Origin of the sequence: Streptococcus mitis (genome assembly GCF_008763935.1) — a bacterium.
GTDB lineage: Bacteria > Bacillota > Bacilli > Lactobacillales > Streptococcaceae > Streptococcus > Streptococcus mitis_DB.
Genome location: NZ_VTQF01000003.1, coordinates 179731 through 195936 on the forward strand (window position 1 = coordinate 179731; position 16206 = coordinate 195936).

The following is a 16206-nucleotide window of genomic DNA, read 5'->3' on the forward strand; positions in this document are numbered from 1 at the left end:
ATGGGAAAATATCAATTAGACGATAAGGGGCGTGCACAAGTGACCCGTTATCACGAGAAACACTCTAAAGGTGGAGCTGGTAAAAAAGAACGCTTGCTCAACCTCAGAGAACAATTTTTAAATAAGAATAAGAAGAAATAAAAGTGAGAGTCAGCTCTCGCTTTTCTCTTAGTGGGAGGTAAGGATGGAATTACGCAGACCAAGATTAGCAGATAAAGAAACAGTTTTAGAGATGATGACAGAGTTTGAAAAGAGCCAATCAGCCCATGATGGAGGATTTTGGGATACAGAGAAATTTGTGTATGAAGAATGGTTGGAAAGTAATCAGAATCAGGAAATGGGGATTAATTTGATTGAAGGATGGGTTCCCGCAATTCAGTTAGTAGCTTTTTCTGTGAAAGGTAAAGCAATTGGATTTCTTAATCTCCGATTGCGCCTCAGTAACTTTTTACTAGAAGAAGGTGGGCACATTGGCTACTCCATTCGTCCATCAGAAAGAGGCAAGGGTTATGCTAAGGAAACTCTCCGTCAGGGCTTGCAAGTTGCTAAGGAAAAGAACATCAAGAAAGCTCTTGTGACCTGTAGCGTAAATAATCCTGCTAGCAGAGCAGTCATTTTAGCAAATGGAGGTCTCATTGAGGATGTTCGTAATGGAGTCAAGCGTTATTGGATAGAGGTAGCGAATGAATAATCCAAAACCACAAGAATGGAAAAGTGAAGAGCTCAGTCAAGGGCGTATCATCGACTACAAGGCCTTTAACTTTGTGGATGGAGAAGGCGTGCGTAACTCTCTCTATGTATCAGGTTGCATGTTTCACTGCGAGGGATGTTATAATGTTGCGACTTGGTCTTTTAATGCTGGCATTCCTTATACAGCAGAATTAGAAGAACAGATCATGGAAGATCTCGCTCAACCTTATGTTCAAGGCTTGACTTTATTAGGAGGAGAACCCTTCCTTAATACAGGAATCCTTTTGCCACTCGTGAAACGTATCCGGAAGGAATTGCCAGACAAAGACATCTGGTCCTGGACGGGCTATACATGGGAAGAAATGTTGTTGGAAACTCCAGATAAACTGGAACTCTTATCATTGATTGACATTCTTGTCGATGGACGATACGATCGAACTAAGAGAAATCTCATGCTCCAGTTTCGAGGTTCTTCCAATCAACGAATTATCGATGTGCAAAAATCTCTCAAAAGTGGGCAAGTAGTGATTTGGGACAAGCTTAATGACGGAAAAGAAAGCTATGAACAGGTGAAGAGAGAGTAACTTTCTTCCATAAAATACTTAAATAAATGACCCACCAAAAAAGAAAACATTTTCATGTTAAAAATTTTAAAAAAACAGCAACAAATCCCTTGCAATCGCAGGGGTTTTGTGTTATTCTATTATGGTGCTGTAAATTACAGCCTTAGCTTTGATGCAAGAGGTTGCGACACGCTCGGTTGCATTGCCACGTAACAACGCGTCGGTTTTCTTGTGGAGCTAGCCTATTATCTTAAATAGACGAAAAGGAGAAAAAGATGGCAAACAAAAAAATCCGTATCCGTTTGAAAGCTTACGAACACCGTACGCTTGACACAGCGGCTGCAAAAATCGTAGAATCAGCTACTCGTACAGGTGCACAAGTTGCGGGTCCAATCCCACTTCCAACTGAACGTAGCCTCTACACAATTATTCGTGCGACTCACAAATACAAAGACTCTCGCGAACAATTTGAAATGCGTACACACAAACGTTTGATCGATATCGTTAACCCAACTCAAAAAACAGTTGATGCGTTGATGAAATTGGATCTTCCAAGTGGTGTAAACGTAGAAATCAAACTTTAATCTAAAGCTTGATATTTGAGCATAAAAAACGCTCGTTAAAAACTTTTTGAATAAAAAATATAGAAAAGGAACTATTTTCTCATGACAAAAGGAATCTTAGGGAAAAAAGTGGGAATGACTCAAATCTTCACTGAAGCTGGCGAATTGATCCCTGTAACAGTTATTGAAGCAACTCCAAACGTTGTTCTTCAAGTTAAAACTGTTGAAACAGACGGATACAACGCTATCCAAGTTGGTTTCGATGACAAACGCGAAGTATTGAGCAACAAACCTGCTAAAGGACATGTAGCGAAAGCTAACACGGCTCCTAAGCGCTTCATTCGTGAATTCAAAAACGTTGAAGGCTTGGAAGTTGGCGCTGAAATCACAGTTGAAACATTCGCAGCTGGAGATGTTGTTGACGTAACTGGTACTTCTAAAGGTAAAGGTTTCCAAGGTGTTATCAAACGCCACGGACAATCACGTGGACCAATGGCTCACGGTTCTCGTTACCACCGTCGTCCAGGTTCTATGGGACCTGTTGCACCTAACCGCGTATTCAAAGGTAAAAACCTTGCAGGACGTATGGGTGGTGACCGCGTAACAATTCAAAACCTTGAAGTTGTACAAGTTGTTCCAGAAAAGAACGTTATCCTTATCAAAGGTAACGTACCAGGTGCTAAGAAATCTCTTATCACTATCAAGTCAGCAGTTAAAGCTGGTAAATAATAAGGAAAGGGGAATACAGTCAAAATGGCAAATGTAACATTATTCGACCAAACTGGCAAACAAGCGGGCGAAGTTGTTCTTAACGATGCAATCTTTGGTATCGAACCAAACCAATCTGTTGTGTTTGATGTGATCATCAGCCAACGTGCTAGCCTTCGTCAAGGAACTCACGCAGTTAAAAACCGCTCAGCTGTTTCAGGTGGCGGACGCAAACCATGGCGTCAAAAAGGAACTGGACGTGCTCGTCAAGGTTCTATCCGCTCTCCACAATGGCGTGGTGGTGGAATCGTCTTCGGACCAACTCCACGTAGCTATGCGTACAAACTTCCTCAAAAAGTTCGTCGCCTTGCACTTAAATCTGTTTACTCAGAAAAAGTTGCTGAAAATAAATTTGTAGCCGTTGATTCTCTTGAATTTACAGCTCCAAAAACTGCTGAATTTGCAAAAGTTCTTGCAGCTTTGAGCATCGATTCTAAAGTCCTTGTTATTCTTGAAGAAGGAAACGAATTCGCAGCTCTCTCAGCTCGTAACCTTCCAAACGTGAAAGTTGCGACTGCTACAACTGCAAGTGTTCTTGACATCGCAAATAGTGACAAACTTCTTGTTACTCAAGCAGCTATCTCTAAAATCGAGGAGGTTCTTGCATAATGAATTTGTATGATGTTATCAAAAAACCTGTCATCACTGAAAGCTCAATGGCTCAACTTGAAGCAGGAAAATATGTATTTGAAGTTGACACTCGTGCACACAAACTTTTGATCAAGCAAGCTGTTGAAGCTGCTTTCGAAGGTGTTAAAGTTGCTAATGTTAACACAATCAACGTAAAACCAAAAGCTAAACGTGTTGGACGTTACACTGGTTTTACTAACAAAACTAAAAAAGCTATCATCACACTTACAGCTGATTCAAAAGCAATCGAGTTGTTTGCTGCTGAAGCTGAATAATCTAAGGAGGAAATATCGTGGGAATTCGTGTTTATAAACCAACAACAAACGGTCGCCGTAATATGACTTCTTTGGATTTCGCTGAAATCACAACAAGCACTCCTGAAAAATCATTGCTTGTTGCATTGAAGAGCAAGGCTGGTCGTAATAACAACGGTCGTATCACAGTTCGTCACCAAGGTGGTGGACACAAACGTTTCTACCGTTTGGTTGACTTCAAACGTAACAAAGACAACGTTGAAGCAGTTGTTAAAACAATCGAGTACGATCCAAACCGTTCTGCAAACATCGCTCTTGTACACTACACTGACGGTGTGAAAGCATACATCATCGCTCCAAAAGGTCTTGAAGTAGGTCAACGTATCGTTTCAGGTCCAGAAGCAGATATTAAAGTCGGAAATGCTCTTCCACTTGCTAACATCCCAGTTGGTACTTTGATCCACAACATCGAGTTGAAACCAGGTCGTGGTGGTGAATTGGTACGTGCTGCTGGAGCATCTGCTCAAGTATTGGGTTCTGAAGGTAAATACGTTCTTGTTCGTCTTCAATCAGGTGAAGTTCGTATGATTCTTGGAACTTGCCGTGCTACAGTTGGTGTTGTCGGAAATGAACAACATGGACTTGTAAACCTTGGTAAAGCAGGACGTAGCCGTTGGAAAGGTATCCGCCCAACAGTTCGTGGTTCTGTAATGAACCCTAACGATCACCCACACGGTGGTGGTGAAGGTAAAGCACCAGTTGGTCGTAAAGCACCATCTACTCCATGGGGCAAACCTGCTCTTGGTCTTAAAACTCGTAACAAGAAAGCGAAATCTGACAAACTTATCGTTCGTCGTCGCAACGAGAAATAATATTAAACTAGTCGCTTAAGCAACTAGTAAATCCGCCAGCTCGGTAGCGCTCCTTGTGAGCGCAAGCCGCTGTGGTACAACATTTAAAGGAGAAAATATAAAAATGGGACGCAGTCTTAAAAAAGGACCTTTCGTCGATGAGCATTTGATGAAAAAAGTTGAAGCTCAAGCTAACGACGAAAAGAAAAAAGTTATTAAAACTTGGTCACGTCGTTCAACGATCTTCCCAAGTTTCATTGGTTACACTATTGCAGTTTATGACGGACGTAAACACGTACCTGTTTACATCCAAGAAGACATGGTAGGTCACAAACTTGGTGAATTTGCACCAACTCGTACTTACAAAGGTCACGCTGCAGACGACAAGAAAACACGTAGAAAATAAGGAGAACATAAATGGCAGAAATTACTTCAGCTAAAGCAATGGCTCGTACAGTACGTGTTTCACCTCGTAAATCACGTCTTGTTCTTGATAACATCCGTGGTAAAAGCGTAGCCGATGCAATCGCAATCTTGACATTCACTCCAAACAAAGCTGCTGAAATCATCTTGAAAGTTTTGAACTCAGCTGTAGCTAACGCTGAAAACAACTTTGGTTTGGATAAAGCTAACTTGGTAGTATCTGAAGCATTCGCAAACGAAGGACCAACTATGAAACGTTTCCGTCCACGTGCGAAAGGTTCAGCTTCACCAATCAACAAACGTACAGCTCACATCACTGTAGCTGTTGCAGAAAAATAAGGAGGTAAAATCGTGGGTCAAAAAGTACATCCAATTGGTATGCGTGTCGGCATCATCCGTGATTGGGATGCCAAATGGTATGCTGAAAAAGAATACGCGGATTACCTTCATGAAGATCTTGCAATCCGTAAATTCGTTCAAAAAGAACTTGCTGACGCAGCAGTTTCAACTATCGAAATCGAACGCGCAGTAAACAAAGTTAACGTTTCACTTCACACTGCTAAACCAGGTATGGTTATCGGTAAAGGTGGTGCTAACGTTGATGCACTCCGTGCAAAACTTAACAAATTGACTGGAAAACAAGTACACATCAACATCATCGAAATCAAACAACCTGATTTGGATGCTCACCTTGTAGGTGAAGGAATTGCTCGTCAATTGGAGCAACGTGTTGCTTTCCGTCGTGCACAAAAACAAGCAATCCAACGTGCAATGCGTGCTGGAGCTAAAGGAATCAAAACTCAAGTATCAGGTCGTTTGAACGGTGCAGATATCGCCCGTGCAGAAGGATACTCTGAAGGAACTGTTCCACTTCACACACTTCGTGCAGATATCGATTACGCTTGGGAAGAAGCAGATACTACATACGGTAAACTTGGTGTTAAAGTATGGATCTACCGTGGTGAAGTTCTTCCAGCTCGCAAAAACACTAAAGGAGGTAAATAACCAATGTTAGTACCTAAACGTGTTAAACACCGTCGTGAATTCCGTGGAAAAATGCGCGGTGAAGCAAAAGGTGGAAAAGAAGTAGCATTCGGTGAATACGGTCTTCAAGCTACAACTAGCCACTGGATCACTAACCGCCAAATCGAAGCTGCTCGTATCGCCATGACTCGTTACATGAAACGTGGTGGTAAAGTTTGGATTAAAATCTTCCCACACAAATCATACACTGCTAAAGCTATCGGTGTGCGTATGGGATCTGGTAAAGGGGCACCTGAAGGTTGGGTAGCACCAGTTAAACGTGGTAAAGTGATGTTCGAAATCGCTGGTGTATCTGAAGAGATTGCACGCGAAGCACTTCGTCTTGCTAGCCACAAATTGCCAGTTAAATGTAAATTCGTAAAACGTGAAGCAGAATAAGGAGAAGGCATGAAACTTAATGAAGTAAAAGAATTTGTTAAAGAACTTCGTGGTCTTTCTCAAGAAGAACTCGCGAAGCGCGAAAACGAATTGAAAAAAGAATTGTTTGAACTTCGTTTCCAAGCTGCTACTGGTCAATTGGAACAAACAGCTCGCTTGAAAGAAGTTAAAAAACAAATCGCTCGTATCAAAACAGTTCAATCTGAAGCGAAATAATAGACTAGGGAAGGAGAAATTTCAATGGAACGCAATAATCGTAAAGTTCTTGTTGGACGTGTTGTATCTGACAAAATGGACAAGACAATCACAGTTGTAGTTGAAACAAAACGTAACCACCCAGTCTATGGTAAACGTATTAACTACTCTAAAAAATACAAAGCTCATGATGAAAACAATGTTGCCAAAGAAGGCGATATTGTACGTATCATGGAAACTCGTCCGCTTTCAGCTACAAAACGTTTCCGTCTTGTAGAAGTTGTTGAAGAAGCGGTCATCATCTAATCAAACCTGAAAGGAGAAAACTGAAATGATTCAAACAGAAACTCGTTTGAAAGTCGCAGACAACAGCGGTGCTCGCGAAATCTTGACTATCAAAGTTCTTGGTGGTTCAGGACGTAAATTTGCAAACATCGGTGATGTTATCGTGGCATCTGTAAAACAAGCTACTCCTGGTGGTGCGGTTAAAAAAGGTGACGTTGTTAAAGCAGTTATCGTTCGTACTAAATCAGGTGCTCGTCGTGCTGATGGTTCATACATCAAATTTGACGAAAACGCAGCAGTTATCATCCGTGAAGACAAAACTCCTCGCGGAACACGTATCTTTGGCCCAGTTGCACGTGAATTGCGTGAAGGTGGCTTCATGAAGATCGTGTCACTTGCTCCAGAAGTACTTTAATTTTTAGAAACAAACTAGTCCCCTGGATTTACCTCCAGGGTGCCCTTATGGGCGTAAGAAAAATCAAGGAGAAACCTAATGTTTGTAAAAAAAGGCGACAAAGTTCGCGTAATCGCTGGTAAAGATAAGGGAACAGAAGCTGTTGTCCTTACTGCCCTTCCAAAAGTAAACAAAGTTATCGTTGAAGGTGTTAACATCGTTAAGAAACACCAACGTCCAACTAACGAACTTCCTCAAGGTGGTATCATCGAGAAAGAAGCAGCTATCCACGTATCAAACGTTCAAGTTTTGGACAAAAATGGTGTAGCTGGTCGTGTTGGTTACAAATTTGTAGACGGTAAAAAAGTTCGCTACAACAAAAAATCAGGCGAAGTGCTTGATTAATCACGAAGGAAAGGAGAAGTATAATGGCAAATCGTTTAAAAGAAAAATATCTTAATGAAGTAGTTCCTGCTTTGACAGAACAATTCAACTACTCATCAGTGATGGCTGTGCCTAAAGTAGATAAGATCGTTTTGAACATGGGTGTTGGTGAAGCTGTATCAAACGCTAAAAGCCTTGAAAAAGCTGCTGAAGAATTGGCACTTATCTCAGGTCAAAAACCACTTATCACTAAAGCTAAAAAATCAATCGCCGGCTTCCGTCTTCGTGAAGGTGTTGCGATCGGTGCAAAAGTTACCCTTCGTGGTGAACGTATGTACGAATTCTTGGATAAATTGGTTTCAGTTTCACTTCCACGTGTACGTGACTTCCATGGTGTTCCAACAAAATCATTTGATGGACGTGGAAACTACACACTTGGTGTGAAAGAACAATTGATCTTCCCAGAAATCAACTTCGATGACGTTGACAAAACTCGTGGTCTTGACATCGTTATCGTAACAACTGCTAACACTGACGAAGAGTCACGTGCATTGCTTACAGGCCTTGGAATGCCTTTTGCAAAATAATATAGGAGGTAAATCTAATGGCTAAAAAATCAATGATTGCTAAGAACAAACGTCCAGCGAAGTTCTCTACTCAAGCTTATACTCGTTGTGAAAAATGTGGTCGTCCACATTCAGTTTACCGCAAATTTAAACTTTGCCGTGTTTGCTTCCGTGAATTAGCTTACAAAGGACAAATCCCTGGTGTAACAAAAGCATCTTGGTAATTTAAGATATCAAGGGCGTCAAAACTCTAAGTGAAAATAGGAAACTTGACGAAGAAACTGAAGTTTCTAGGAAAGTTTATCTTTTTCACACAGAGTTTAGCTCGGGTTCAGTTGGGCTTGCCAATTTGAACACGAGCTACAGCTTTGGCAAAAAAGACCAATTTTCTTTGGAGCTTCGCTCCTACATCAAATTGCCTATTTTTGCTCTTGATGTTACGCTCTTTGTATCATGTATTAACTAGCAAGTGCAACTTGCAAACTACTAGTAAGAGGAGAAAAACAAAATGGTTATGACTGACCCAATCGCAGACTTCCTAACTCGTATTCGTAACGCTAACCAAGCTAAACACGAAGTACTTGAAGTACCTGCATCAAACATCAAAAAAGGGATTGCTGAAATCCTTAAACGCGAAGGTTTTGTAAAAAACGTTGAAATCATCGAAGATGACAAACAAGGCATCATCCGTGTATTCCTTAAATACGGACCAAACGGTGAAAAAGTTATCACTAACTTGAAACGTGTTTCTAAACCAGGACTTCGTGTCTACAAAAAACGTGAAGACCTTCCAAAAGTTCTTAACGGACTTGGAATTGCTATCCTTTCAACTTCTGAAGGTTTGCTTACTGATAAAGAAGCACGCCAAAAGAATGTTGGTGGGGAAGTTATCGCTTACGTTTGGTAATATTTAGCTCCCAATTTCTTTGTGACTCGTCGTTATCGTCTCTTGACTAACCCAATGTTATGCCTGCGAGACGATGCCTAGCTCCACTTTGAAATTGAAACCTAAATATTCCTTTAAATCGAGAAATCGATTTAACCCCCGTGAAAACTGGCCGTTATGGCCTGACAATTTAACAGGAGAAAATAAACATGTCACGTATTGGTAATAAAGTTATCGTGTTGCCTGCTGGTGTAGAAATCACTAACAATGACAACGTTGTAACTGTAAAAGGACCTAAAGGAGAACTTACTCGTGAGTTCTCAAAAGATATTGAAATCCGTGTGGAAGGTACTGAAGTAACTCTTCACCGTCCAAACGATTCAAAAGAAATGAAAACTATCCACGGAACTACTCGTGCCCTTTTGAACAACATGGTTATTGGTGTATCAGAAGGATTCAAGAAAGAACTTGAAATGCGTGGGGTTGGTTACCGTGCACAACTTCAAGGATCTAAACTTGTTTTGGCTGTTGGTAAATCTCATCCAGACGAAGTTGAAGCTCCAGAAGGAATTACTTTTGAACTTCCAAACCCAACAACAATCGTTGTTAGCGGAATTTCAAAAGAAGTAGTTGGTCAAACAGCTGCTTACGTACGTAGCCTTCGTTCACCAGAACCATATAAAGGTAAAGGTATCCGTTACGTTGGTGAATTTGTTCGCCGTAAAGAAGGTAAAACAGGTAAATAATGTTGAGTGGTTGATTCTCGACCACCAACCTATTTTCCAACTTTGTGCATAGCACACGATTTAAAACTAAAGAGGTGAAAACTGTGATTTCAAAACCAGATAAAAACAAACTCCGCCAAAAACGCCACCGTCGCGTTCGCGGAAAACTCTCTGGAACTGCTGATCGCCCACGTTTGAACGTATTCCGTTCTAATACAGGCATCTACGCTCAAGTGATTGATGACGTAGCGGGTGTAACGCTCGCAAGTGCTTCAACTCTTGACAAAGAAGTTTCAAAAGGAACTAAAACTGAACAAGCCGTTGCTGTCGGTAAACTCGTTGCAGAACGTGCAAACGCTAAAGGTATTTCAGAAGTGGTGTTCGACCGCGGTGGATATCTATATCACGGACGTGTGAAAGCTTTGGCTGATGCAGCTCGTGAAAACGGATTGAAATTCTAATAGGAGGACACTAGAAAATGGCATTTAAAGACAATGCAGTTGAATTAGAAGAACGCGTAGTTGCTGTCAACCGTGTTACAAAAGTTGTTAAAGGTGGACGTCGTCTTCGTTTCGCAGCTCTTGTTGTTGTTGGTGACCACAACGGTCGCGTAGGATTTGGTACTGGTAAAGCTCAAGAAGTTCCAGAAGCAATCCGTAAAGCAGTAGATGATGCTAAGAAAAACTTGATCGAAGTTCCTATGGTTGGAACAACAATCCCACACGAAGTTCTTTCAGAATTCGGTGGAGCTAAAGTATTGTTGAAACCTGCTGTAGAAGGTTCTGGAGTTGCCGCTGGAGGTGCAGTTCGTGCCGTTGTGGAATTGGCAGGTGTGGCAGATATTACATCTAAATCACTTGGTTCTAACACTCCAATCAACATTGTTCGTGCAACTGTTGAAGGTTTGAAACAATTGAAACGCGCTGAAGAAGTTGCTGCCCTTCGTGGTATTTCAGTTTCTGATTTGGCATAAGAAAGGGGATAAAATGGCTCAAATTAAAATTACTTTGACTAAGTCTCCAATCGGACGCATTCCATCACAACGTAAAACTGTTGTAGCACTTGGACTTGGCAAATTGAACAGCTCTGTTATTAAAGAAGATAACGCTGCTATCCGTGGTATGATCACAGCAGTATCTCACTTGGTAACAGTTGAAGAAGTAAACTAATGAATTTTTAGGGGATGTGCACTATACCATCCCCTAAAACTAGATATAGTCATCTATGATGACGTCGTATAGGCGAGTTGATGGGGGAGACAACCTTTTCTCCCTTATCGGCGCTAGCATTTTACAAAAGAGGAGAAAATAAAAATGAAACTTCATGAATTGAAACCTGCAGAAGGTTCTCGTAAAGTACGTAACCGCGTTGGTCGTGGTACTTCATCAGGTAACGGTAAAACATCTGGTCGTGGTCAAAAAGGTCAAAAAGCTCGTAGCGGTGGCGGAGTTCGCCTTGGTTTTGAAGGTGGACAAACTCCATTGTTCCGTCGTCTTCCAAAACGTGGATTCACTAACATCAACGCTAAAGAATACGCAATTGTGAACCTTGACCAATTGAACGTCTTTGAAGATGGTGCTGAAGTTACTCCAGTTGTTCTTATCGAAGCAGGAATTGTTAAAGCTGAAAAATCAGGTGTTAAAGTTCTTGGTAACGGTGAGTTGACTAAGAAATTGACTGTGAAAGCAGCTAAATTCTCTAAATCAGCTGAAGAAGCTATCACTGCTAAAGGTGGTTCAGTAGAAGTCATCTAAGAGAGGTGACCTATGTTTTTTAAATTATTAAGAGAAGCTCTTAAAGTTAAGCAGGTTCGATCAAAAATTTTATTTACAATTTTTATCGTTTTGGTCTTTCGTATCGGAACTAGCATTACAGTTCCTGGTGTGAATGCCAATAGCTTGAATGCTTTAAGTGGATTATCCTTCTTAAACATGTTGAGTTTGGTCTCAGGGAATGCCATGAAAAACTTCTCAGTTTTTGCTCTTGGTGTTAGTCCCTACATTACGGCTTCTATCGTTGTCCAACTCTTGCAAATGGATATTTTACCCAAGTTTGTAGAGTGGGGTAAACAAGGGGAAGTAGGTCGAAGAAAATTAAATCAAGCTACTCGTTATATTGCTCTTGTTCTAGCCTTTGTGCAATCAATCGGGATTACAGCTGGTTTTAATACTTTAGCTGGAGCTCAATTGTTGAAAACAGCTCTTACACCACAAGTCTTTATCATGATTGGTATCATCTTAACAGCTGGTAGTATGATTGTGACGTGGTTGGGAGAGCAAATTACAGATAAGGGATACGGAAATGGTGTTTCTATGATTATCTTTGCCGGGATTGTTGCATCAATTCCAGAGATGATTCAGGGCATCTATGTAGACTACTTTGTGAACGTCCCAAGTAGCCGTATCAACTCATCTATCATTTTCGTAATCATTTTGATTATTACTGTATTGTTGATCATTTATTTTACAACTTATGTTCAACAAGCAGAATACAAAATTCCAATCCAATATACTAAGGTTGCACAAGGTGCTCCATCTAGCTCTTACCTTCCTTTGAAGGTAAACCCTGCTGGAGTTATCCCTGTTATCTTTGCAAGTTCGATTACTGCAGCGCCTGCGGCTATTCTTCAGTTTTTGAGCGCTACAGGTCATGATTGGGCTTGGGTAAGAACAGCACAAGAAATGCTGGCAACAACTTCACCAACTGGTATTGCCATGTATGCTTTGTTGATTATTCTCTTTACATTCTTCTATACGTTTGTACAGATTAATCCTGAAAAAGCTGCAGAGAACCTACAAAAGAGCGGTGCCTATATCCATGGAGTTCGTCCTGGTAAAGGTACAGAAGAATATATGTCTAAACTTCTTCGTCGTCTTGCAACTGTTGGTTCCCTCTTCCTTGGTGTGATTTCTATTTTACCGATCGTAGCAAAAGATGTTTTCGGACTTTCAGAAGCAGTTGCTTTTGGAGGAACTAGTCTTTTGATCATTATCTCTACAGGTATTGAAGGAATCAAACAATTGGAAGGATACCTATTGAAACGTAAGTATGTTGGTTTCATGGATAGAACAGAATAAAAGTAGTTACTGAATCAGTAACTGCTGAGGGAGTGGAGGTTTAAACTCTGACATTTGTGAGAGTTTGGTCTCCCCTCTTCTATTTTGTTTTTAAATAGGGGTGAAAAGACTTTTTGCTTCTATTTAAAAATAAAATAAGGAGATCAAATCATGAATCTTTTGATTATGGGCTTACCTGGTGCAGGTAAGGGAACTCAAGCAGCAAAAATCGTAGAACAATTCCATGTTGCACATATCTCAACAGGTGATATGTTCCGCGCTGCTATGGCAAATCAAACTGAAATGGGTGTTCTTGCTAAGTCATATATTGACAAGGGTGAATTGGTTCCTGACGAAGTTACAAATGGAATCGTAAAAGAACGTCTTTCACAAGATGATATTAAAGAAACAGGATTCTTGTTGGATGGTTACCCACGTACAATTGAACAAGCTCATGCCTTGGACAAAACATTGGCTGAACTTGGTATTGAACTAGAAGGTGTCATCAACATTGAAGTGAACCCAGATAGCCTCTTGGAACGTTTGAGTGGTCGTATCATCCACCGCGTAACTGGAGAAACTTTCCACAAGGTCTTTAACCCACCAGTTGACTATAAAGAAGAAGATTACTACCAACGTGAAGATGATAAGCCTGAGACAGTAAAACGTCGTTTGGACGTTAATATTGCTCAAGGAGAACCAATCATTGCTCACTACCGTGCCAAAGGTTTGGTTCATGACATCGAAGGTAATCAAGATATCAATGATGTCTTCTCAGATATCGAAAAAGTATTGACAAATTTGAAATAAAGCGTTTTTCACACTTGCAAAAATCCGCTACAAATGTTATACTGAGATAGTCTGACTTATAATTGTTGTCTCTGTGTCTAGAGGCATCGAATCGAAATTTATGGAGGTGCTTTTGCGTGGCAAAAGACGATGTGATTGAAGTTGAAGGCAAAGTAGTTGATACAATGCCGAATGCAATGTTTACGGTTGAACTTGAAAATGGACATCAGATTTTAGCAACAGTTTCTGGTAAAATTCGTAAAAACTATATTCGTATTTTAGCGGGAGATCGTGTTACTGTCGAAATGAGTCCATATGACTTGACACGTGGACGTATCACTTACCGCTTTAAATAATCGAAAAACTTGGAGGGATAAGAAATGAAAGTAAGACCATCGGTCAAACCAATTTGCGAATACTGTAAAGTTATTCGTCGTAATGGTCGTGTTATGGTAATTTGCCCAGCAAATCCAAAACACAAACAACGTCAAGGATAAGATAGAAAGGAGAAAACATGGCTCGTATTGCTGGAGTTGACATTCCAAATGACAAACGCGTAGTAATCTCATTGACTTATGTTTATGGTATCGGACTTGCAACATCTAAGAAAATTTTGGCTGCTGCTGGAATCTCAGAAGATGTTCGTGTACGTGATCTTACATCAGATCAAGAAGATGCTATCCGTCGTGAAGTGGATGCAATCAAAGTTGAAGGTGACCTTCGTCGTGAAGTAAACTTGAACATCAAACGTTTGATGGAAATCGGTTCATACCGTGGTATCCGTCACCGTCGTGGACTTCCTGTCCGTGGACAAAACACTAAAAACAACGCTCGCACTCGTAAAGGTAAAGCTGTTGCGATTGCTGGTAAGAAAAAATAATATAGGAGGTAAAAGTCTTGGCTAAACCAACACGTAAACGTCGTGTGAAAAAGAATATCGAATCTGGTATTGCTCATATTCACGCTACATTTAATAACACTATTGTTATGATTACTGATGTGCATGGTAATGCAATTGCTTGGTCATCAGCTGGTGCTCTTGGTTTTAAAGGTTCTCGTAAATCTACACCATTCGCTGCTCAAATGGCTTCTGAAGCTGCTGCTAAATCTGCACAAGAACACGGTCTTAAATCAGTTGAAGTTACTGTAAAAGGTCCAGGTTCTGGTCGTGAGTCAGCTATTCGTGCGCTTGCTGCCGCTGGTCTTGAAGTAACAGCAATTCGTGATGTGACTCCGGTGCCACACAATGGTGCTCGTCCTCCAAAACGTCGCCGTGTATAATCATCGCATTACACTGCTTTTCGTTTAAGAGGGAGTAACTAAATGATCGAGTTTGAAAAACCAAATATAACAAAAATTGATGAAAATAAAGATTATGGCAAGTTTGTAATCGAACCACTTGAACGTGGCTACGGTACAACTCTTGGTAACTCTCTTCGTCGTGTACTTCTAGCTTCTCTACCAGGAGCAGCTGTGACATCTATCAATATTGATGGTGTGTTACATGAGTTTGACACAGTTCCAGGTGTTCGTGAAGATGTGATGCAAATTATTCTGAACATTAAAGGAATTGCAGTGAAATCGTACGTTGAAGACGAAAAAATCATCGAACTGGATGTTGAAGGTCCTGCTGAAGTAACAGCTGGTGACATTTTGACAGATAGCGATATTGAAATTGTAAATCCAGATCATTATCTCTTTACAATCGGTGAAGGTTCTTCTCTAAAAGCGACTATGACTGTTAACAGTGGTCGTGGATATGTACCTGCTGATGAAAATAAAAAAGATAATGCACCAGTTGGAACACTTGCTGTAGATTCTATTTATACACCAGTTACAAAAGTCAACTATCAAGTGGAACCTGCTCGTGTAGGTAGCAATGATGGATTTGACAAATTAACCCTTGAAATCTTGACAAATGGAACAATTATTCCAGAAGATGCTTTAGGGCTTTCAGCACGTATTTTGACAGAACATCTTGATTTGTTTACAAATCTTACTGAGATTGCTAAGTCAACTGAAGTGATGAAAGAAGCTGATACTGAATCTGACGATCGTATTTTGGATCGTACGATTGAGGAACTGGATTTGTCTGTGCGTTCATACAACTGTTTGAAACGTGCCGGTATCAATACTGTGCATGATTTGACAGAAAAATCTGAAGCAGAGATGATGAAAGTACGAAATCTTGGACGCAAGAGTTTGGAAGAAGTGAAACTCAAACTCATTGATTTGGGTCTTGGATTAAAAGATAAATAAAGGAGGAATACATGGCTTACCGTAAACTAGGACGCACTAGCTCACAACGTAAAGCAATGCTTCGCGATTTGACAACTGACCTTTTGATCAACGAATCAATCGTGACAACTGAAGCTCGTGCTAAAGAAATCCGTAAAACTGTTGAAAAAATGATTACTCTAGGTAAACGTGGTGATTTGCATGCACGTCGTCAAGCAGCTGCTTTCGTACGTAATGAAATCGCATCTGAAAACTATGATGAAGCAACTGATAAGTACACTTCTACTACAGCACTTCAAAAATTGTTCTCAGAAATCGCACCTCGTTATGCTGAACGTAACGGTGGATACACTCGTATCCTTAAAACTGAACCACGTCGTGGTGATGCAGCGCCAATGGCGATCATCGAATTAGTATAAAATCATCAATTTTGTTGAGTGTTATGATGATGGAGTCTTGTGCTCTTAGTCTAGCTCTGGTCTACCGCTAGGATTTCGGTCCTAGCGGGAACACTCATCATAAGT

32 protein-coding genes are annotated in these 16206 nt (G+C 40.6%); all 32 read left to right on the forward strand.

Annotated elements, in window-relative coordinates; genetic code table 11:
- The 32 genes from F9B91_RS05890 (at position 1) to rplQ (ending at position 16101) form a co-directional block, all read left to right on the forward strand.
- Positions 1-141, forward strand: coding sequence for a hypothetical protein (locus F9B91_RS05890; protein ID WP_000521618.1), 141 nt, complete (start codon positions 1-3; stop codon positions 139-141).
- A gap of 43 nt (positions 142-184) precedes the next feature.
- Positions 185-691: a GNAT family N-acetyltransferase gene (locus tag F9B91_RS05895; protein WP_150922727.1), complete on the forward strand. Its 507-nt coding sequence runs from the start codon at positions 185-187 to the stop codon at positions 689-691.
- Positions 684-1274: an anaerobic ribonucleoside-triphosphate reductase activating protein gene (nrdG, locus tag F9B91_RS05900; protein WP_045612364.1), complete on the forward strand. Its 591-nt coding sequence runs from the start codon at positions 684-686 to the stop codon at positions 1272-1274. The genes F9B91_RS05895 and nrdG overlap by 8 nt, the downstream gene beginning before the upstream one ends.
- 254 nt (positions 1275-1528) lie before the next feature.
- On the forward strand, positions 1529-1837 hold the full coding sequence (rpsJ, locus tag F9B91_RS05905) for a 30S ribosomal protein S10 (RefSeq protein WP_001284513.1): 309 nt from the start codon (positions 1529-1531) through the stop codon (positions 1835-1837).
- Between the two features lie 81 nt (positions 1838-1918).
- Positions 1919-2545: a 50S ribosomal protein L3 gene (gene rplC, locus F9B91_RS05910; protein WP_000160197.1), complete on the forward strand. Its 627-nt coding sequence runs from the start codon at positions 1919-1921 to the stop codon at positions 2543-2545.
- A gap of 24 nt (positions 2546-2569) precedes the next feature.
- A complete protein-coding gene (gene rplD / locus F9B91_RS05915) occupies positions 2570-3193 on the forward strand; it encodes a 50S ribosomal protein L4 (protein WP_000024549.1) in 624 nt (207 codons plus the stop codon).
- Complete coding sequence (locus F9B91_RS05920) at positions 3193-3489, forward strand: 50S ribosomal protein L23 (protein ID WP_001055347.1); 297 nt, start codon at positions 3193-3195, stop codon at positions 3487-3489. The genes rplD and F9B91_RS05920 overlap by 1 nt, the downstream gene beginning before the upstream one ends.
- Positions 3490-3506: 17 nt before the next feature.
- Positions 3507-4340: a 50S ribosomal protein L2 gene (rplB, locus tag F9B91_RS05925; protein ID WP_000512911.1), complete on the forward strand. Its 834-nt coding sequence runs from the start codon at positions 3507-3509 to the stop codon at positions 4338-4340.
- Between the two features lie 103 nt (positions 4341-4443).
- A complete protein-coding gene (gene rpsS, locus F9B91_RS05930) occupies positions 4444-4725 on the forward strand; it encodes a 30S ribosomal protein S19 (RefSeq protein WP_000533766.1) in 282 nt (93 codons plus the stop codon).
- An 11-nt stretch (positions 4726-4736) separates the two neighbouring features.
- Positions 4737-5081 carry a 50S ribosomal protein L22 gene (gene rplV, locus F9B91_RS05935; RefSeq protein ID WP_000818137.1) on the forward strand — a complete coding sequence of 115 codons (345 nt, stop codon included), beginning with the start codon at positions 4737-4739 and terminating at the stop codon, positions 5079-5081.
- Positions 5082-5093: 12 nt separating this feature from the next.
- Positions 5094-5747 (forward strand): 30S ribosomal protein S3, encoded by a 654-nt coding sequence (rpsC, locus tag F9B91_RS05940; RefSeq protein ID WP_000529936.1) that lies wholly within the window; start codon positions 5094-5096, stop codon positions 5745-5747.
- 3 nt (positions 5748-5750) lie between these two features.
- Positions 5751-6164 (forward strand): 50S ribosomal protein L16, encoded by a 414-nt coding sequence (gene rplP, locus F9B91_RS05945; protein WP_000960946.1) that lies wholly within the window; start codon positions 5751-5753, stop codon positions 6162-6164.
- Positions 6165-6173: 9 nt separating this feature from the next.
- Entirely contained in the window at positions 6174-6380 is a 207-nt protein-coding gene (rpmC, locus tag F9B91_RS05950; protein WP_000772918.1) for a 50S ribosomal protein L29, read from the forward strand.
- A 24-nt stretch (positions 6381-6404) separates the two neighbouring features.
- On the forward strand, positions 6405-6665 hold the full coding sequence (gene rpsQ / locus F9B91_RS05955) for a 30S ribosomal protein S17 (protein WP_000440801.1): 261 nt from the start codon (positions 6405-6407) through the stop codon (positions 6663-6665).
- Between the two features lie 25 nt (positions 6666-6690).
- Complete coding sequence (rplN, locus tag F9B91_RS05960; protein WP_000616545.1) at positions 6691-7059, forward strand: 50S ribosomal protein L14; 369 nt, start codon at positions 6691-6693, stop codon at positions 7057-7059.
- A gap of 78 nt (positions 7060-7137) precedes the next feature.
- A complete protein-coding gene (gene rplX, locus F9B91_RS05965) occupies positions 7138-7443 on the forward strand; it encodes a 50S ribosomal protein L24 (protein ID WP_000497691.1) in 306 nt (101 codons plus the stop codon).
- 23 nt (positions 7444-7466) lie between these two features.
- Complete coding sequence (gene rplE / locus F9B91_RS05970) at positions 7467-8009, forward strand: 50S ribosomal protein L5 (RefSeq protein ID WP_000013542.1); 543 nt, start codon at positions 7467-7469, stop codon at positions 8007-8009.
- A 17-nt stretch (positions 8010-8026) separates the two neighbouring features.
- Positions 8027-8212 carry a type Z 30S ribosomal protein S14 gene (locus F9B91_RS05975; RefSeq protein WP_001085697.1) on the forward strand — a complete coding sequence of 62 codons (186 nt, stop codon included), beginning with the start codon at positions 8027-8029 and terminating at the stop codon, positions 8210-8212.
- Positions 8213-8496: 284 nt separating this feature from the next.
- Positions 8497-8895 (forward strand): 30S ribosomal protein S8, encoded by a 399-nt coding sequence (gene rpsH / locus F9B91_RS05980; protein WP_000245504.1) that lies wholly within the window; start codon positions 8497-8499, stop codon positions 8893-8895.
- Between the two features lie 188 nt (positions 8896-9083).
- Positions 9084-9620, forward strand: coding sequence for a 50S ribosomal protein L6 (rplF, locus tag F9B91_RS05985; protein WP_000086624.1), 537 nt, complete (start codon positions 9084-9086; stop codon positions 9618-9620).
- Between the two features lie 83 nt (positions 9621-9703).
- Complete coding sequence (gene rplR / locus F9B91_RS05990; protein ID WP_000624044.1) at positions 9704-10060, forward strand: 50S ribosomal protein L18; 357 nt, start codon at positions 9704-9706, stop codon at positions 10058-10060.
- Positions 10061-10077: 17 nt separating this feature from the next.
- On the forward strand, positions 10078-10572 hold the full coding sequence (gene rpsE, locus F9B91_RS05995; RefSeq protein ID WP_000874202.1) for a 30S ribosomal protein S5: 495 nt from the start codon (positions 10078-10080) through the stop codon (positions 10570-10572).
- 13 nt (positions 10573-10585) lie between these two features.
- A complete protein-coding gene (gene rpmD / locus F9B91_RS06000) occupies positions 10586-10768 on the forward strand; it encodes a 50S ribosomal protein L30 (RefSeq protein ID WP_000057241.1) in 183 nt (60 codons plus the stop codon).
- 144 nt (positions 10769-10912) lie between these two features.
- Entirely contained in the window at positions 10913-11353 is a 441-nt protein-coding gene (gene rplO / locus F9B91_RS06005; protein ID WP_060627415.1) for a 50S ribosomal protein L15, read from the forward strand.
- Between the two features lie 12 nt (positions 11354-11365).
- Positions 11366-12676 carry a preprotein translocase subunit SecY gene (secY, locus tag F9B91_RS06010; protein ID WP_000465403.1) on the forward strand — a complete coding sequence of 437 codons (1311 nt, stop codon included), beginning with the start codon at positions 11366-11368 and terminating at the stop codon, positions 12674-12676.
- A gap of 150 nt (positions 12677-12826) precedes the next feature.
- On the forward strand, positions 12827-13465 hold the full coding sequence (locus F9B91_RS06015; RefSeq protein ID WP_001050436.1) for an adenylate kinase: 639 nt from the start codon (positions 12827-12829) through the stop codon (positions 13463-13465).
- A gap of 116 nt (positions 13466-13581) precedes the next feature.
- A complete protein-coding gene (infA, locus tag F9B91_RS06020) occupies positions 13582-13800 on the forward strand; it encodes a translation initiation factor IF-1 (RefSeq protein ID WP_001029883.1) in 219 nt (72 codons plus the stop codon).
- A gap of 24 nt (positions 13801-13824) precedes the next feature.
- On the forward strand, positions 13825-13941 hold the full coding sequence (gene rpmJ, locus F9B91_RS06025) for a 50S ribosomal protein L36 (RefSeq protein WP_001808836.1): 117 nt from the start codon (positions 13825-13827) through the stop codon (positions 13939-13941).
- A gap of 17 nt (positions 13942-13958) precedes the next feature.
- Positions 13959-14324 (forward strand): 30S ribosomal protein S13, encoded by a 366-nt coding sequence (rpsM, locus tag F9B91_RS06030; RefSeq protein ID WP_000090781.1) that lies wholly within the window; start codon positions 13959-13961, stop codon positions 14322-14324.
- A 17-nt stretch (positions 14325-14341) separates the two neighbouring features.
- Positions 14342-14725 carry a 30S ribosomal protein S11 gene (gene rpsK, locus F9B91_RS06035; RefSeq protein ID WP_001118385.1) on the forward strand — a complete coding sequence of 128 codons (384 nt, stop codon included), beginning with the start codon at positions 14342-14344 and terminating at the stop codon, positions 14723-14725.
- 42 nt (positions 14726-14767) lie between these two features.
- On the forward strand, positions 14768-15703 hold the full coding sequence (locus F9B91_RS06040; protein WP_000568988.1) for a DNA-directed RNA polymerase subunit alpha: 936 nt from the start codon (positions 14768-14770) through the stop codon (positions 15701-15703).
- An 11-nt stretch (positions 15704-15714) separates the two neighbouring features.
- Complete coding sequence (gene rplQ, locus F9B91_RS06045; RefSeq protein WP_000331493.1) at positions 15715-16101, forward strand: 50S ribosomal protein L17; 387 nt, start codon at positions 15715-15717, stop codon at positions 16099-16101.
- Positions 16102-16206 lie beyond the last annotated feature (105 nt).

Bases quoted from the DNA above. Each gene is read 5' to 3' on its own strand.
- F9B91_RS05890 (WP_000521618.1), top strand. From the start codon at position 1: ATGGGAAAATATCAATTAGACGATAAGGGGCGTGCACAAGTGACCCGT.
- F9B91_RS05895 (WP_150922727.1), top strand. From the start codon at position 185: ATGGAATTACGCAGACCAAGATTAGCAGATAAAGAAACAGTTTTAGAG.
- nrdG (WP_045612364.1), top strand. From the start codon at position 684: ATGAATAATCCAAAACCACAAGAATGGAAAAGTGAAGAGCTCAGTCAA.
- rpsJ (WP_001284513.1), top strand. From the start codon at position 1,529: ATGGCAAACAAAAAAATCCGTATCCGTTTGAAAGCTTACGAACACCGT.
- rplC (WP_000160197.1), top strand. From the start codon at position 1,919: ATGACAAAAGGAATCTTAGGGAAAAAAGTGGGAATGACTCAAATCTTC.
- rplD (WP_000024549.1), top strand. From the start codon at position 2,570: ATGGCAAATGTAACATTATTCGACCAAACTGGCAAACAAGCGGGCGAA.
- F9B91_RS05920 (WP_001055347.1), top strand. From the start codon at position 3,193: ATGAATTTGTATGATGTTATCAAAAAACCTGTCATCACTGAAAGCTCA.
- rpsS (WP_000533766.1), top strand. From the start codon at position 4,444: ATGGGACGCAGTCTTAAAAAAGGACCTTTCGTCGATGAGCATTTGATG.
- rplV (WP_000818137.1), top strand. From the start codon at position 4,737: ATGGCAGAAATTACTTCAGCTAAAGCAATGGCTCGTACAGTACGTGTT.
- rplP (WP_000960946.1), top strand. From the start codon at position 5,751: ATGTTAGTACCTAAACGTGTTAAACACCGTCGTGAATTCCGTGGAAAA.
- rpmC (WP_000772918.1), top strand. From the start codon at position 6,174: ATGAAACTTAATGAAGTAAAAGAATTTGTTAAAGAACTTCGTGGTCTT.
- rpsQ (WP_000440801.1), top strand. From the start codon at position 6,405: ATGGAACGCAATAATCGTAAAGTTCTTGTTGGACGTGTTGTATCTGAC.
- rplN (WP_000616545.1), top strand. From the start codon at position 6,691: ATGATTCAAACAGAAACTCGTTTGAAAGTCGCAGACAACAGCGGTGCT.
- rplX (WP_000497691.1), top strand. From the start codon at position 7,138: ATGTTTGTAAAAAAAGGCGACAAAGTTCGCGTAATCGCTGGTAAAGAT.
- rplE (WP_000013542.1), top strand. From the start codon at position 7,467: ATGGCAAATCGTTTAAAAGAAAAATATCTTAATGAAGTAGTTCCTGCT.
- F9B91_RS05975 (WP_001085697.1), top strand. From the start codon at position 8,027: ATGGCTAAAAAATCAATGATTGCTAAGAACAAACGTCCAGCGAAGTTC.
- rpsH (WP_000245504.1), top strand. From the start codon at position 8,497: ATGGTTATGACTGACCCAATCGCAGACTTCCTAACTCGTATTCGTAAC.
- rplF (WP_000086624.1), top strand. From the start codon at position 9,084: ATGTCACGTATTGGTAATAAAGTTATCGTGTTGCCTGCTGGTGTAGAA.
- rpsE (WP_000874202.1), top strand. From the start codon at position 10,078: ATGGCATTTAAAGACAATGCAGTTGAATTAGAAGAACGCGTAGTTGCT.
- rpmD (WP_000057241.1), top strand. From the start codon at position 10,586: ATGGCTCAAATTAAAATTACTTTGACTAAGTCTCCAATCGGACGCATT.
- rplO (WP_060627415.1), top strand. From the start codon at position 10,913: ATGAAACTTCATGAATTGAAACCTGCAGAAGGTTCTCGTAAAGTACGT.
- secY (WP_000465403.1), top strand. From the start codon at position 11,366: ATGTTTTTTAAATTATTAAGAGAAGCTCTTAAAGTTAAGCAGGTTCGA.
- F9B91_RS06015 (WP_001050436.1), top strand. From the start codon at position 12,827: ATGAATCTTTTGATTATGGGCTTACCTGGTGCAGGTAAGGGAACTCAA.
- rpmJ (WP_001808836.1), top strand. From the start codon at position 13,825: ATGAAAGTAAGACCATCGGTCAAACCAATTTGCGAATACTGTAAAGTT.
- rpsM (WP_000090781.1), top strand. From the start codon at position 13,959: ATGGCTCGTATTGCTGGAGTTGACATTCCAAATGACAAACGCGTAGTA.
- F9B91_RS06040 (WP_000568988.1), top strand. From the start codon at position 14,768: ATGATCGAGTTTGAAAAACCAAATATAACAAAAATTGATGAAAATAAA.
- rplQ (WP_000331493.1), top strand. From the start codon at position 15,715: ATGGCTTACCGTAAACTAGGACGCACTAGCTCACAACGTAAAGCAATG.